Origin of the sequence: Microbacterium sp. NPDC058342 (genome assembly GCF_042723935.1) — a bacterium.
In the GTDB taxonomy this organism is placed as follows: Bacteria; Actinomycetota; Actinomycetes; order Actinomycetales; family Microbacteriaceae; genus Microbacterium.
Genome location: NZ_JBHXID010000002.1, coordinates 53678 through 67821, shown reverse-complemented (window position 1 = coordinate 67821; position 14144 = coordinate 53678). Strand labels below are relative to the sequence as shown.

Genomic DNA, 14144 nt, shown 5'->3' with positions numbered 1-14144 from the left:
AAGAGTAAGGAGGCATCGTGGCTTCTCCCACCACCCCTGTGCGCAGTGACGCTGAACTGGCCGACCTCGCAGCCCGCGCACGTCTGCACGTGCTCGAGACGGTCGCATCGAGCAAGGCGGGCCATATCGGTGGGCCGATGTCAGCGATGGACCTGTTGATATCGCTGTACTTCGACCGGCTGCGCATAGACCCTGCGCGTCCCGACTGGCCAGAGCGGGATCGCTTCATCCTCTCGAAAGGTCACTCCGCGATCGGGCTCTACGCCGTGCTCGCGCTGCGGGGCTTCTTCCCCGTAGAGGAGCTGCTCACCTTCGATCACGGTGATTCCCGCCTGCAGGGCCATCCCGACATGCTGCTCACGCCGGGGGTGGACTCTTCGACGGGGTCCCTCGGGCAGGGCCTCGCCATGGGCACGGGCATCGCTCTCGCTTCGCAGAAGAGAAGAACCGACGTCCACACCTGGGTGCTCTGCGGTGACGGCGAGCTGCAGGAGGGCATGATCTGGGAGAGCGTCATAATGGCGCCGAGGTACCGGCTCGACAACCTGACGCTCATCGTCGACAACAACGGCCTTCAGCAGTTCGGCTGGCCCTCCGACGGCACCTCGCGGTTCGATCGCAGCGAGCCCATGGGGCATGTGGACCTCGTCGCCGCGCTCCGGGCGTTCGGCTGGGAGGCCGAGGAGATCGACGGACACGACCTCGAGGACATCCGGGCGGCGTTCGACCGCGCAGAGGCACGCCGTGGCACCGGTGCGGCACCGACGGCGATCATCGCCCGCACGATGAAAGGTCGCGGAGTGTCCTTCACCCAGGGCCACTTCACATGGCACAACGGAGTGCCGTCCCCCGAGCAGCTCGCCCTCGCACGGGCGGAGTTGCTCGGCCCCGCAGAAAGGATGAACGCACGATGAAGAGCCAGCGCGTGGTGTGGGGCGAGGTGCTCGCAGAGCTCGCCGCCGAAGACGATCGCATCGTCGTGATCGACGGAGACCTGGCGACCTCGACCAGGGCGGACATCGTCGCCGAGCGCGTCCCGGAGGCCTTCGTCGAGGCGGGCATCGCCGAACAGAATCTGGTCGGGGTGGCCGTCGGAATGAGCACCGTCGGCTACCGACCGTGGCTGTCCACCTTCGGCGTGTTCCTCACGCATCGCGCACTCGACCAGTTGCGCATGCTCGTCTCTCAGACCAAGGCGCCGGTGCGGGTCGTCGGCTCGTATTCGGGCCTGCTCACCGGCGCGAGCGGAAAGACTCATCAGGACCTCGCCGACATCGCGATCATGCGCGCGATGCCGCACTTCGCGGTTCTCGCTCCCGCTGACGAGTACGAGCTGGAGGCCATGATGCGCTGGGCAGGCGATTTCGAGCAGCCGCTCTACTTGCGCGTCGCCCGCGACGCGGTCTCACCGGTGGGAGAGCCTCAGGGCTTCGTCCTCGGAGAGCCAAGGCTGCTGCGCGATGCCGACGACGCGCGGCTGGTCGTGATCTCCACCGGCGTCCAGACATCGCGCACGGTGGAGGCGCTCGACATCGTGGCGCACGCCCACCGGATACGGCACATCCATCTCCCGACACTGAAACCGCTCGATGAGGACGCCTTGCTCGACATGATCGGAGACTGTGACCACGTGGTGACAGTGGAGGAACACAGCGTCTTCGGAGGGCTCGGGGGCCTCATATCGGAGGTGCTCTCCGCGCGTGCTCCACGACGCGTGGACCGGATCGGTCTCGCAGACGGGTGGGCCGAGTCCGCTCCGAACGAATTCCTCCTCGATCGCTACGGCCTCAGTGCGCAGCGGGTCGCGGACCGGATGATGGAGCTCCTGGGTGGACGCGACGGTTCATGACCGCGACCTGGACGACGAGCAGCTGGAGCTGACCGCGCTCACGTTCACGCCCGCGCCGAGCATCGACCGCACATACTCCCTGAGCACGCTCCAACCGGGCGAGGTCAACCGCGCAGGCTTCTCCCGAACCGCACTCGGCGGCAAGGGCGTCAACGTGGCCGGAAGCCTGGTGGCGGGGCGGAAGCGAGCGATCGCGGTGCTCCCTCTGGATCCGGCGCTGGTGCCCGCTTCCGTGCCGGATCACCTGGAGATCCTCGATGTCGCCGGGGTGGGGCGAACGAACGTCATCCTCGTCGAGGACGGCGGCGCCACGACGAATGTGAACGACAGAGCAGCTCCCATGGCGACCGACGATTGGCTTGGGCTGCATCATCGAGTCCTCGCAACGGCGCGCCGAGAACGCGCCCGCTGGGTCGTTCTTGGCGGTGCGCTACCGGACGTCGACGGCCGACCGGCGCCGCTGGAGCGTCTCGCAGCCGAGACTCAGCTGTCCGGCATCCGTGTGGCCCTCGACACCGCGGGTGTCGAACTCCGCAGGCTGCTCGCGGCGGGGATGCGTCCAGATCTGGTGAAACCGAACGCGAGCGAGCTGTCGGAGGCGACGGGACATGCGGTCCCCGATCTCGACGGCGCCGTCGCGGCTGCTCAGGTTCTGCGGGACATGGGCGCGAGTGCGGTGCTCGCGAGTCTGGGCGATCGGGGCGCGATCTACCTCGACGATCGCCACTCGCTGATCTGCGCTGCGCCCCGCGTACCGGTCCTCGATACCACCGGAGCCGGCGACGCACTGCTCGCCGGATTCCTCTCAAGAATCGAGACCGGTGGTTCCCTCGACATCCATGACGCACTGTGCACGGGTGTGAGCTGGGGAGCGCTGACCGTGCAGAGCACGTCTCCCGTCGCTTCGGCGCTTCCCTCCAGCCACGGGCTCTCCGCACGCGAGCTCCCGGCAGCCGTGCCACTCGGCTGACCGGGATCGCGCTCAGAACGTGCCGTCGACCGTCAGGCCGCCGTCGACACGGAGCATTGCTCCGTTGACGAACGAGGCGTCGTCGGATGCGAGGAAGGCGATCGCCGCCGCGATCTCCTCGGGCTCGGCGAGCCTTTTCAGCGGTGTCCTGGCCAGGAGGGCACCCTCGCTCAGCGCACCGGTGCGCAGCCCGGATCGCACCATCTCGGTCGCCACATAGCCGGGCGCGACCGCGTTCACTCGAATGCCGTAGCGGCCCCACTCGACGGCCAGGGTCCTCGTCATTCCCATCACGCCGGACTTCGCCGTGGCGTACGCGAGCCGACCGGGCAGTCCGAAGGTCGAGCCGACCGAGGCGATGTTGACCACCGAGCCCCCGGTCGTCTTCAACTGCGGGAACAGCGCCTTGCTCATGTTGAGCGCACCCGTGAGGTGCACAGTCAGCACTCTGTTCCATGAATCCGTATCCTGCTCCTCCGCAGGCATGCGTGCGATGATTCCCGCGCAGTTCACCAGCGCGGAAGCCGCTCGGCCGGCTTCCGTCAGCGCAGCCGCCACTTCACGGGCGTCGTTCTCACGGGTCACATCCACCCCCACGCCACGGTGCGCACCGCCGGAAGACGGATGATCGGCATTGAGCCGATCGGCCATGGCCCTGGCCGCGGTCCCGTCCAGGTCTGCGACGGTGACCGTCCATCCGCGCGAGGCGAAGAGCGCCGCGGTAGCTGCACCGATCCCTTGTCCGGCTCCGGTGACGACGACCTCATGTGCACTCATCGAACACTCCTGTACTCTCTTTCAATGGGCAGTGAGTCCAGTGTATGATAATTAGAACCAGATGGGAGGGTTTCGATGTCGAAACCGGATAGTGGTGTTCTCGCCGGACGAACCGCCGTCGTCACGGGTGCGTCAAGCGGCATCGGAGCGGCCGTCGTCCGTCGCCTCCTCGACGCCGGAGCCGCAGTGCACGGGCTGGCCCGACGCGAAGGCGCCCTGAACTCCGTCGCACCTGAACACCGCGAATCCGGACGGTTCACACCTCACGTCGTCGATGTCAGCGACACTGCAGCCCTGGAGACCGTGATGGCGCGGATCGAGCGCTCGGCGCCGGCAGACATCCTCGTGCTCGCGGCCGGCACCAACATTCCGCAGCGACGGTTCGCTGAACTCACCGCCGACTCGTTCGACCACGTGATCCAGACCAACCTGCACGGCGTCTTCAACACGATCCGCGTGGCCCTCCCTCAGCTGCGCGACCGCGCGGGAGACGTCGTGATCATCTCGAGCATTGCGGCTTCCTGGCCCGACCACTCCGGGGCCGCGTACGGCGCGTCGAAGGCTGCGCTACTCGGTCTGGCGCGCGGTCTGTCGCGTGACGAGCACCGGCACGGCGTGCGCGTGTGCACCGTCCTTCCCGGCATCGTCGACACCGAGATCCTCGACAAGCGACCCGTCCCTCCTCCGCGCGAGGTCCGTGATCTCGCCGTCGCTCCAGAGGATCTCGCCGAGGCCGTGCTCACCGTCGTCTCGCTGCCCAACCGCACCAACATCGCCGAGATCAGCGTCGTCGCTACGCGGCTTCAGGCCTTCAGCGGCACGCAGGACGCGACTCCGATGCTGCCGGAGTCAGCATCGTGACCGAGACCATGAGCGCCGTCCGCGTGGGCCCCGGCGGTGGCGTGGCCGTGAGGTCGACGCCCAGGCCGGCGCCCGGCGCGGGAGAGGTGCGCATCGATGTCGCCTACGGCGGCATCTGCGGCTCCGACCTGCACTACGCGACGTCTGGACGCAACGGCTCCTTCGAGGTCATGTCCTTCCTCACCCTCGGGCACGAGTTCTCTGGCGTCGTCAGCGGGCACGGCGACGGCGTGGACGGACCACCGCTGGGCACACACGTCACCGTGCATCCCGCTCAACCCTGTGCCCGCGCGGGCGAGGGTCCGACCGGACGGCACCTGCTGACGGGCAGCTACTTGGGCAGCGCATCGACCCTGCCACACACCCAGGGCGGCTTCGCTGACAGCGTCGTCGTCAAGGCGGACCAGGTGCGTGTATTGCCCTCCGCCCTCCCCCTGCGTCGCGCAGCACTCGCCGAGCCGCTCGCCGTCGCGCTCCATGCCATCCATCTCGCCGGCGAGCTCGCCGGCGAGCGGGTCCTCGTCGTCGGGTGCGGGCCCATCGGCCTCCTGGCCGTCGCAGCCGCGCGTATCAGCGGCGCACGGGTGGCGGCCGCTGACATCGCCGCGCAGGCCATCGAGCGCGCAGTGCGCCTCGGCGCGGCAACCAGCTACCTGATCCCTGACCAGTCCCCGCCGAGCGGCGGGTTCGACGTCGTCATCGAAGCATCGGGCGCGGCAGCTGCGATCCGAGGGGCATTTCGCCAGGTAGCCGACGGCGGCACCGTGATCCAGCTCGCCATCCCCTCCGTGGAGCGCGCCGACATCGAGGTCGGCGAGCTGATCCGTCGCGAGATCGTCTACCGGGGCACCTGGCGGTTCGACACGGAGATCGACGAAGCCGTCGTGCTCCTTCGAGATCACCCCGAACTCGACGAGGTGATAACGCACGAGTTCCCTGTCGCCGAGGCCACCGAGGCGTTCGAGGTCGCACAGGACTCACAACGCTCCTCGAAGGTGCTCCTACGCTTCGACCGCTGACAGATCCGCGCCCTGGGAGCGCTGCGACATCGATCCGCTCAGGCTGTCGGCGGCGTCGACCGCGGCCGCCGCGATCTCGTCCGCTCGTGCCCGAATCTCGTCGGCGAGTCCGGCGACGGAGAGAACGGCGCCGAGCGAGCCGTCGACCCACACGGGAGCACCGATCGCACCGATTCCCGACGTCACGTCCTCATCCGACAGCGAGTACCCGCGGGACCGGATCTCGGCGGAGTCGGCATCGAGCTGCGCCCGGGAGGTCAAGGTGCAGGGTGTGAATCGCTTGAGCTCTCCTGGGAGACTCGCGGCGCCGTCCGGATCGAACGCCAGGATCAGGCGGCCCGCCGCGCCCACGTGCAACGGCAGCGAACGACCGGGCTTGAGCAGCATCATGCTCACCGCGCTCCCCGGCGCCCAGCGCACGCACATCGCTGCGCCGTGGTGCCGCACGGACAGGTAGACCGTCTGCCCCGTCTTCTCGGCGAGCTCGTTCAGTACGACTTCGCCGGCGGAGCCGATGTCGAAGGCGTTCGCCGCCCGGTCGGCGAGAGTCAGCCAGCGGTCGGCGAGCGCCAGAGTCGCATCATCGCGGATCTCCACCATGCCGACCGCCGCCAGCCCCTCACCCAGCCGGTATACAGACGAGCGCGGTATCCCGGTTCGCGACGCGATCGCCGCCGGGGTCATCGGCCCCTGCTCCGCGAGGCACAGTAACAGCGCCTGCGAGTTGGCGAGGACCCGGATCAGGCGAGGCGCGCTCACTGCGCACCGCCCGGCACGTACCCCAGCGCACGACTGATCTCCTCCGCGACCGCCCGGACCCGCTCGCCCACGGTCTCGCTGCCGAGCACTTCGTCGCGCAGGCCGCTCACGGAAATGGCAGCCACCGGTTCACCTCGGTGGTTCAGTACCACGGCTCCGACGGCGCCGATGCCGCGCGTCACGTCCTCATCCGAGATGGATATCCCCGAATCGCGGATGGCATCCAACTCCTCCTGCCACCGCGCGCGCGCCGCCGCGGAGTGCCCAAGGCGCTCCAGCGTGCGATCGCGCTCTGCGCGCGGGGTGGCGGCCAGAAATGCCCGGGAGACGGCGCCGCGATCCAACGGCAGGCTCCCGCCGAGGCGGAGCGCCAGCGCCTGCACGCTACGACCGTCGAAACAGCCCACGCATGCCATCGCATCCTCCACCCGCACACAGAGGTAGGTCGTCAGTCCCGTCTCGCGACGGACACGCTGCAGACGGGGCAGCGCCTCGACCTGAAGGTCGCGCTGGTCACCTGCGAGACTGCCGATCTGCAGCAGGGTCAGACCCAGGCGATAGGTGCCGCGTCGGTTTCCCTCGTCCACCCAGCCGAGCTGCCGGAGGTTGGCGAGGAGTCGATGTGTGGAGCTGGTGGGCTCACCGACGGTATCCGCGATCGTCGCAGCCGTATCGGCGATGCCGCTCTCGAGCACGCGGAGGATCGCGTCGGCCTTGTCCAGGATCTCCAGCCCCGCCCCGGCAGGACGCGATTCGCTCATGGCACCTCCGGTCGGCCCGCTCGCGTCTCGCGGGTGTCCTCCACGGTAGCGGATAGCTCGGCGACGAGCCTTCGCAGCTGCGCGAGCCTCTTCACTCCGGAGGAGCGATGCGTCACCTCGCCTCCGGCGAAGGCCATCAGCGTCGGCAGTGTGCGGATCTGCTCCGAGTCGGCGACTTCCGGGTGCAGGCCGACGTCCAGGTGCAGAATCCGCACCTGGGCCTCCGCGGCGATCTCCCGCAGCGCGGGCATCATCGCGGCACACGTGGTGCACCAATCGGCTCCGAACATCACCAACGCCGGTTCACGCCCCGATCGCAAGGCGTCGAGCTCGGCCGGTCCGGCATCGATCACGTCAGGCATAGATCCTCCTCGGAACAGGGAGACCATCGAGGTCGTCGTCAGAGAGCGTGTCGGTGAGCTGGACCGCGGCTTCCTGCAGGAGGTGGGCGATCTGACGAGTGTGTTGTGCAGCATGCCAGACCTCTCGCTCGAGGAGCTCGTGCATGGTGTGCGCGCCCCAGTAGCTGTCCAGGACGTCGTCCATGGGGTCGTCGGGGTCCATGTCCTCCCACCACTCGGCGACCGCGCGCCGAGTGCCTTCGATGAACACGCCGAGATCCGCCGCGTCACGCGCCTCTGGCTCGAGGTCGTCGAACAACAGCGAGAACTCCGCGTCGTCGAACTTGCCGAGGAAGTACCGCATGGTGCACCCCGCGTGGCCGAACAGCTCGGCCAGGTCACGGCGGCGATGCGGGAATCGCAGACCCTCCGTCTCCGGCGTCAGGTGCCGGAGCATGGACTGCAGAACCGTGTTCACGCGGTCGTAGCGTCGCACCAGCTCGGCCGGGTCAAGCATCACCGGAGGCGAATAGGGCACGCCCAGCAGCTCCGCAACGGAGGCGAGCGCCACACCATTGCGGCAGGTTCCGTTCCAGGAGATCGCAGGCAGCCTGACGTTCTGCCCGGCGAGAAACTCCGCGGCTGCATCATCCTCCTCCACGTTGATGGCGTCGAATGCGAGGCCCGTACCCTCCATGAATTCCTTCAAGCGCAGGCAGCTGCTGCAGCCCGGCATCCAGAAGATGGTGGGTTTCTCGGGGGAGAGGTGTCCGGTGGTCATGTGAGCTCCTTCGCTCCTGTGTTCAATGCTCCGGCTTCGGGAGCATGGTCCGCCCGGTGAGGACGAGGATCGCGGCCAGCGCAAGCTGCGCGGCGCCGGCCAGCCATGCCCCGGTGAATCCCGTGGCGGCCACGACACCGAAGACGACCGGGCCCACCATGGCGCCTATGCTCATCGCCGTCTGCACCACCCCGCTGGCCTCGGCCACGCGACCGCGGTGATGCAGCGCGATCGCGTAGTGGAACACTCCATTCCAGGAGAACCCCAGACCGAACGCGATCAGCACGCCGGCCACGAGGATGCCGTCCGCCCCGCCACGCGAGACAAGCACGAGTCCCACGGATCCGGATGCCATCATCGCGGCGACGACGATCAAGTGGCGACCGGCACGATGGTCCGCAGCGATGCCGGAGACGATGCGCATCACCACGGCGAGGATGCTTGCGACGATCACCAGCGCACCCGCCTGTGAGGACGAGACCCCGATGCTCACGACGTAGGTGACGAGGAACCCGCCGAGCGTCATCGTCGCGGCAGTGGCGACACCGGCGCCGGTGGCGAGGACCAGCAGCGCCCCGCTCGGACGGGGCGGAGACACGACGCGTCTTCTGCGGCGGTCCGCTCGCTGCCGGCTCTCGCCGTTCCGGTACGCACCGCTCGAGGGCGCCGCGCCCCCCTGCGCGACGGCTCCGCCGCGCAGGGCGCGGAGGAGCACAAGAGCCATGATCGCGGCCGCGACACCCGTGATGGCGAACGGCCATCGCCAGAGGTCGTCGTGGGAGAAGAGCGGAATGGCCGCACCGGCGAGAAGCGTCGTAAGAGGCAGAGCAGTCTGCTTGACACCGAAGGCCGTCGCCTGCCGTCCTGCTGGTACGGTGCCGGCGATCGCGCTGTTCGACGCCGGGGCGGCGATGCTGTTGCCCAACGCCCCGAGCCCGCACAGGGCGGGCAGCAACATCCAGAGGCTGCCGCTCACCGCCACGAGGGTCAGACTCGCTGACGCACACGCGACGCCGATCAGCATCGCCGTGCCCCATCCGCGGCGAGCGACCAGCCTGCCGCAGACGACCGCGAAAAGCGCCGACATTCCGAAGTACGAACCCAGCAAGAACCCGAGTCCGCGCTCGTCGAATCCGAAGCGGTCGCCGATCTGGGGCGCAAGTCCCGAGAGCAGCCACACCGGCAGTCCGCTCATCGCCGTAACGCATACGCCCCATATGACTGCTCCCCGCGCTCGCACGCTCAGCCCACGGCGAGACTCTGCCCGCCGTCGACCGCGAGGCAGACGCCGGTGATGAACGCCGCTTCGTCCGAGGCGAGGAAGAGAGCGGCATTGGCCACATCCCAGCCCGTTCCCATCCGCCCGTTCAGCGGAACGTGGGAGTTGCGCCCCTTGATGACGTCCTCACGCGTCATGCCGTTCAATCCCACACGGTGCTCGATCGCCATCGGGGTCTCCATCAGACCGGGGAGGATCGCGTTGGCGCGGATGCCATGCGGGGCCTGTCGGATGGCGAGGTTCTGCGTCATCGCGACGACCCCCGCCTTGGAGGTCTTGTACGCGATGTACGGATAGTCGATCTGTGAGGCGAGCGATCCGACACTCAGGATGACACCGCTGCCCTGCCGGCGCATGACGGGCAGCACGTGCTTGCAGGTGAGCACCATGCCGGTCAGGTTGATCCGCATGACACGATCGAAATCGTCGGCTTCGATCTCCTCGATGATCGCGTCGTTGCCGCCGAGGCTGACTCCGACGTTGTTGTGCAGGATGTCGATGCGCCCGAGCGTCGCTTGAGCATGCTCGACCAGTGTGACGATCGAGCCCTCATCGGTCACGTCCGCCTGGGCGGCTTCCGCCTGTCCCCCCTCGTCCAGGATCATGTCAACGGTTTCCTGCGCCGACTGCGGATCACGATCGGCGACGAGTACGCGAGCGCCTGCTCGCGCGAAGGTCATGGCGGTCGCCCGTCCATTGCCCACCGTCGCCCCCACGGTCTGCCCTCCTCCGACGATCAGTGCGGTCTTGTCCTTGAGTCGGGGCGTGTCTGTCATGGTTCCTCTTTCGGTGGTTCGGGTTGCGGATGCAGCAAACGAATCGGCGCACCCGCCGAGAACGCCTGGATCGCATCGCGCGCGTCTGTGAAGAAGAGCTCGAAGTTCTCGGCCGTGACGTAGCCGAGATGAGGGGTGAGCAGCGTGCGAGGCCATTCGCGAACGTCGGCGTCGCCGGGCAGGGGCTCGCTCTCGAAGACGTCCAGAGCGGCGGCGCCCAGCCTGCCGTCCCGCAGCGCGCGTCCCAGTGCGCGGTTGTCGACGATGCCCGCTCGCGACGTGTTCACCAGCAGCGCCCGGGAGGACATCGCATCGATCGCCGCCGCATCGACGATCCCGAGTGTTCGTTCGCTCTCGCGCAGATGCACGCTGACGACGTCGGACTGCGAGAACAGAGTGCTCTTCGACACCGCCTCGGCGCCGACCTCGGAAGCGCGCTCCGGCGTCAGATTGGTGCTCCACCCCAGCACGCGCATCCCGAACGCCTGTGCGATGCGGGCGACGCGCTCGCCGGCGACGCCCAGTCCGACGATGCCGATCGTCGATCCTTCGAGACCAGCGCCGAGCGGAGCGGCTTGCCACCTGCCCGCGCGCAGCGCAGCACTTTCGGACAGGAGCTGTCGTCGGGAGGCCAGGATCAGCGCCCACGTGAGCTCGGGTGTCGGAGACGACAGCGCACGGGTGCCGCAGAGCGCGATGTCATCGACGCGATCGATCACGGAGTTGCCCATCCCCGTGGTGACGATGAGCTTCAAGCGGGGAAGTCGTTCCAGCAGCCTCTCGGGAAGCGGCGTCCGCTCCCGCATGGCCACGATGACGTCGCTGTCGACGAGGAGCTCGGCCAGCGCATCCTCCTCCGTGACGTGCTCCCGGAGGGAACGGACGTGCACCGAGCGCTCACCCCTTCCCCAGTCGACGATGTCGGCGGCGACACCGTGGTAGTCGTCAAGGACGGTCACGTTCCACGTTGGCGCAGAGTTCATCGTGAGGCGCTCGTCAGGGTGACCCCGCCGTCGACGGGCATCACGAGGCCGGTGACCCATCTGGACTCATCGGAGGCGAGATAGAGCGATGCGTAGGCGACGTCCCATGCCGTGCCCTCGGTCCCGAGGGGAGAGGAGCGCCGGCGACGATCCCGTCGCTCGTCGGACATGCCTTCGACGACCACGTGCGGTGTGAAGACCGGTCCCGGCGCGATGCAGTTGACGCGAATGCCCTCTGCCGCGTGATCCACGGCCATGGCCTGGCTCAGCGCGATCACCGCGCCCTTGGAGGCGGAGTAGGGGGTCAGGCCCCGCGGCCGCAGCGCAGAGATGGACGAGATGTTGATGATGGATCCTCCTCCGCCCTGGCGCATCGCCGGCACGGCGAACTTGCCGGTCAGCATCATGGTCTTGACGTTGATCTCCATGACGCGGTCCCACATCTCCTCGGTTGCTTCGACGACGCTGCCCGGACCGTTGATCCCGATGTTGTTCTGCAGCACGTCCAGCCGCCCGTAGGCATCGAGGGCCTCGGACACCATCCGCTCAGCGACCGCGGCGGAGGTGAGATCCCCCACGAACGGGAGCGCGACACCGCCCTCCTCACGGATCATCTCGACCGTCGCATCGGCCGCGTGCACGTCACGGTCGTTCACCACGACTCGTGCGCCGTGCCGGGCGAACAGGATCGCAGCGGCGCGGCCGTTGCCGATGCCCTCGGTCTGCGACCCGGCCCCGGTCACGATCGCGACCTTGCCGTCGAGCCTGCCCTGCGTCCCGCGCGCGGAATCGGATTCCCTCATGTGTCCTCCCTGGGTGTGTCGGCAGTGCGATGGTTCAGATGCGCATGCTCTGCCGGGCGCGTTCCGGCTGGCGTTCCGTTCGCCGTCGCGTCGTTCACGAGCGCCGATTCCACTGGTGCGGCAAGATCCTCACCGGGCAGCTCGGCGGGTGCGGAACCGCTGTCAGCCGACCCGCTCTGGTCCGGCGCCGCTCCCGCACGCTTGGCGGCTCGGCGTTTGATCAGAGGTGTCACCATGCCGGCGAGCAGGACCAGGCCCACCCCGATCCAGATACCGGCCGACATGGGTGTGGAGACGAAGTATCCGATGTCTCCTCGTCCGACGAAAGTCCCCTGTACGAAGTAATGCTCGATCATCTCGCCGAGCACGAGGCCGACCAGGAAGGACGCCAGGCTGAAATCGTAGAGACGCAGGATGTAGCCGACGACGCCCATGGCGAGCATGATGTGCACGTCGATGAAGTTGTTGTTCAGGCTGTAGGAGCCGATCACACCGAAGACGATGATCGCCGGGATCAGCAGGTGCCACGGCGTCCGCAGTACCCGGACCCAGACGCCGACCATCGGCAGGTTGAGCACGAGCAGCATGATGTTGGCGATGAACATCGCCGCGATCACTGACCAGAAGACGTCGGGGTGCTGGGTCATCATCAGCGGGCCGGGCTGGATGCCCTGCACCACCATCGCCGACAGCATCATCGCCAGGGTGGCGGAGAACGGCAGACCGAGCACGAGCACGGGGACCATGCTTCCGATCGCCGCAGAGTTGTTCGCGGCTTCGGGGCCGGCGATGCCTTCGACGGCCCCCTTGCCGATCTCCTTGCGGTACTTGGAGACCGTCTGCTCCACCTTGTAGGAGCCGAACGTCGAGAGTGTCGCAGACGGGATCGGCAGGAGGCCGAGGAAGAAACCGATGAGAGTGCCTCGACCCCAGGGCGTCCACGACCGACGCCACTCCTCGCGCGTGGGGAGCAGCTCGCGCAAGCGAACCTTCTGAGGCTTCTGCGCACCGCTCCTGCCCGAGAGCATGAAGACGATCTCACTGATTCCGTACAGGCCGACGGCGACCGAGGCGAGCGCGAAGCCGAGTGAGAGGTCGAGGTTTCCGAACGTGAAGCGGTTGTAGCTGCTGCTGGCCTCGGTCCCGACGGTCGAGAGGCCGACGCCGATGATCATCGGGAACAGTCCCCCACCGATGCTGCCACCGGTCACGCGGGCCAGCACGATCAGCCCACCGGCGGTGAGGGCGAAGAACTCCGGTGCACCGAACTTCATCGCCATCTCCGAAACGACCGGCGCAGCCAGGACCAGGATCACCAGTCCCAGGAATCCGGCGATGCACGACCCCACCGCCATGATCGACAGCGCCGCACCGGCGCGACCCTTCTTCGCCATCTCGTGGCCGTCGAACGTCGCCACGATCGACGACTCCTCGCCGGGGATGTTGAGGAGCACGGATGTGGTGGACCCGCCGTACTGAGACCCGAGGTAGATCCCGGCGATCATGATCAGGCCCACCGCCGGCTCGTAGGCGAAGGTGAGCGGCAGGATGAGCGCAGCGCCGGCCACCGGGCCGAGACCGGGCAGTACCCCGATGAGCGTCCCCATCAGCGCTCCGGCGAGAGCGGCGACGAGAAGCTCCGGTGTGATGGCCATGGCGAGCCCCTGAAGGAGGCCGTCGATCGAGCTCATCCGAGGATCACCCCCGCGGGCAGCCGCACACCCAGTAGTTCGATGAAGACGAAGGATGTGCCGATGCCGGCGATCAGCCCGTACAGCATGACCTTCCACCAGGCGATCCGCCCGAGGAACCAGATCATCGCCATGAAGTAGAGCGTGGCTCCGATGTACTGCCCGAGCAGAGGAAGCAGAAGGATGAAGGCAATGGTCAGAACGGCGAACCCGATGACGTTCTTCGCTTCTCTGCCCTTCGGCAGCTCGATCTCGCCACCGCCGGCCGACGAGAGCACCGCCTCCCCGATGACCAGGAGGGAGATGATGATCGCGGCGATCCCCACGATCATGGGGAATCGGCCCGGGCCGGGCGTTCCGGCACCGCCCATCGGCATCCCGAGTGCCACCGACAGATAGCCGCCGGACACCGCGACGCCGACGAGTCCGATCACGGCACGGCCCGTGCGCTTCTGATCCCAGCGCCCGTCCGGCGCCTTCAGGCGAGTCAACAT

The 14144-nt window shown here is 67.8% G+C and carries 16 protein-coding genes; 5 read left to right on the top strand and 11 right to left on the bottom strand.

Going from position 1 to position 14144, the window contains the following annotated elements; translation table 11 throughout:
* Positions 1–17: 17 nt before the first annotated feature.
* The 3 genes from ACFWHT_RS10310 to ACFWHT_RS10300 are packed head-to-tail and all read left to right on the top strand — an operon-like array spanning position 18 to position 2819.
* Complete coding sequence (locus ACFWHT_RS10310) at positions 18–914, top strand: transketolase (protein WP_378828133.1); 897 nt, start codon at positions 18–20, stop codon at positions 912–914.
* The gene (locus ACFWHT_RS10305) at positions 911–1849 is read left to right on the top strand and encodes a transketolase family protein (RefSeq protein ID WP_378828131.1); all 939 of its coding nucleotides are present in this window, start codon (positions 911–913) and stop codon (positions 1847–1849) included. The genes ACFWHT_RS10310 and ACFWHT_RS10305 overlap by 4 nt, the downstream gene beginning before the upstream one ends.
* Positions 1830–2819 (top strand): 1-phosphofructokinase family hexose kinase, encoded by a 990-nt coding sequence (locus ACFWHT_RS10300; RefSeq protein ID WP_378828128.1) that lies wholly within the window; start codon positions 1830–1832, stop codon positions 2817–2819. The genes ACFWHT_RS10305 and ACFWHT_RS10300 overlap by 20 nt, the downstream gene beginning before the upstream one ends.
* A gap of 12 nt (positions 2820–2831) precedes the next feature.
* On the opposite strand, the gene ACFWHT_RS10295 is transcribed toward ACFWHT_RS10300, so the two are convergent.
* Positions 2832–3596: an SDR family NAD(P)-dependent oxidoreductase gene (locus ACFWHT_RS10295; protein WP_378828126.1), complete on the bottom strand. Its 765-nt coding sequence runs from the start codon at positions 3594–3596 to the stop codon at positions 2832–2834.
* Positions 3597–3671: 75 nt separating this feature from the next.
* On the opposite strand from ACFWHT_RS10295, the gene ACFWHT_RS10290 reads away from it, so the two are divergent.
* Entirely contained in the window at positions 3672–4457 is a 786-nt protein-coding gene (locus ACFWHT_RS10290) for an SDR family oxidoreductase (protein WP_378828125.1), read from the top strand.
* Entirely contained in the window at positions 4454–5476 is a 1023-nt protein-coding gene (locus ACFWHT_RS10285) for an alcohol dehydrogenase catalytic domain-containing protein (RefSeq protein ID WP_378828123.1), read from the top strand. Before ACFWHT_RS10290 ends, ACFWHT_RS10285 begins: the two co-directional genes overlap by 4 nt.
* Here ACFWHT_RS10285 and ACFWHT_RS10280 read toward each other — a convergent pair.
* From ACFWHT_RS10280 to ACFWHT_RS10235, 10 genes are read right to left on the bottom strand one after another with little or no spacing between them, the layout of a single operon-like run.
* Positions 5459–6235: an IclR family transcriptional regulator gene (locus tag ACFWHT_RS10280; RefSeq protein WP_378828121.1), complete on the bottom strand. Its 777-nt coding sequence runs from the start codon at positions 6233–6235 to the stop codon at positions 5459–5461. The two genes, ACFWHT_RS10285 and ACFWHT_RS10280, sit on opposite strands and share 18 nt — an antisense overlap.
* A complete protein-coding gene (locus tag ACFWHT_RS10275) occupies positions 6232–6996 on the bottom strand; it encodes an IclR family transcriptional regulator (RefSeq protein WP_378828119.1) in 765 nt (254 codons plus the stop codon). Before ACFWHT_RS10275 ends, ACFWHT_RS10280 begins: the two co-directional genes overlap by 4 nt.
* Positions 6993–7358 (bottom strand): thioredoxin family protein, encoded by a 366-nt coding sequence (locus ACFWHT_RS10270; RefSeq protein ID WP_378828117.1) that lies wholly within the window; start codon positions 7356–7358, stop codon positions 6993–6995. Before ACFWHT_RS10270 ends, ACFWHT_RS10275 begins: the two co-directional genes overlap by 4 nt.
* The gene (locus ACFWHT_RS10265; RefSeq protein ID WP_378828115.1) at positions 7351–8118 is read right to left on the bottom strand and encodes a glutaredoxin family protein; all 768 of its coding nucleotides are present in this window, start codon (positions 8116–8118) and stop codon (positions 7351–7353) included. The genes ACFWHT_RS10270 and ACFWHT_RS10265 overlap by 8 nt, the downstream gene beginning before the upstream one ends.
* Before the next feature lie 22 nt (positions 8119–8140).
* Positions 8141–9313 carry an MFS transporter gene (locus tag ACFWHT_RS10260; protein WP_378828113.1) on the bottom strand — a complete coding sequence of 391 codons (1173 nt, stop codon included), beginning with the start codon at positions 9311–9313 and terminating at the stop codon, positions 8141–8143.
* 47 nt (positions 9314–9360) lie between these two features.
* On the bottom strand, positions 9361–10173 hold the full coding sequence (locus tag ACFWHT_RS10255) for an SDR family NAD(P)-dependent oxidoreductase (protein ID WP_378828111.1): 813 nt from the start codon (positions 10171–10173) through the stop codon (positions 9361–9363).
* Complete coding sequence (locus tag ACFWHT_RS10250) at positions 10170–11156, bottom strand: D-2-hydroxyacid dehydrogenase family protein (RefSeq protein ID WP_378828109.1); 987 nt, start codon at positions 11154–11156, stop codon at positions 10170–10172. The genes ACFWHT_RS10255 and ACFWHT_RS10250 overlap by 4 nt, the downstream gene beginning before the upstream one ends.
* The gene (locus ACFWHT_RS10245; RefSeq protein ID WP_378828105.1) at positions 11153–11959 is read right to left on the bottom strand and encodes an SDR family NAD(P)-dependent oxidoreductase; all 807 of its coding nucleotides are present in this window, start codon (positions 11957–11959) and stop codon (positions 11153–11155) included. The genes ACFWHT_RS10250 and ACFWHT_RS10245 overlap by 4 nt, the downstream gene beginning before the upstream one ends.
* Positions 11956–13650, bottom strand: a complete 1695-nt coding sequence (locus ACFWHT_RS10240) for a tripartite tricarboxylate transporter permease (protein ID WP_378828103.1) — start codon at positions 13648–13650, stop codon at positions 11956–11958. Before ACFWHT_RS10240 ends, ACFWHT_RS10245 begins: the two co-directional genes overlap by 4 nt.
* Complete coding sequence (locus tag ACFWHT_RS10235) at positions 13647–14144, bottom strand: tripartite tricarboxylate transporter TctB family protein (protein ID WP_378828101.1); 498 nt, start codon at positions 14142–14144, stop codon at positions 13647–13649. The genes ACFWHT_RS10240 and ACFWHT_RS10235 overlap by 4 nt, the downstream gene beginning before the upstream one ends.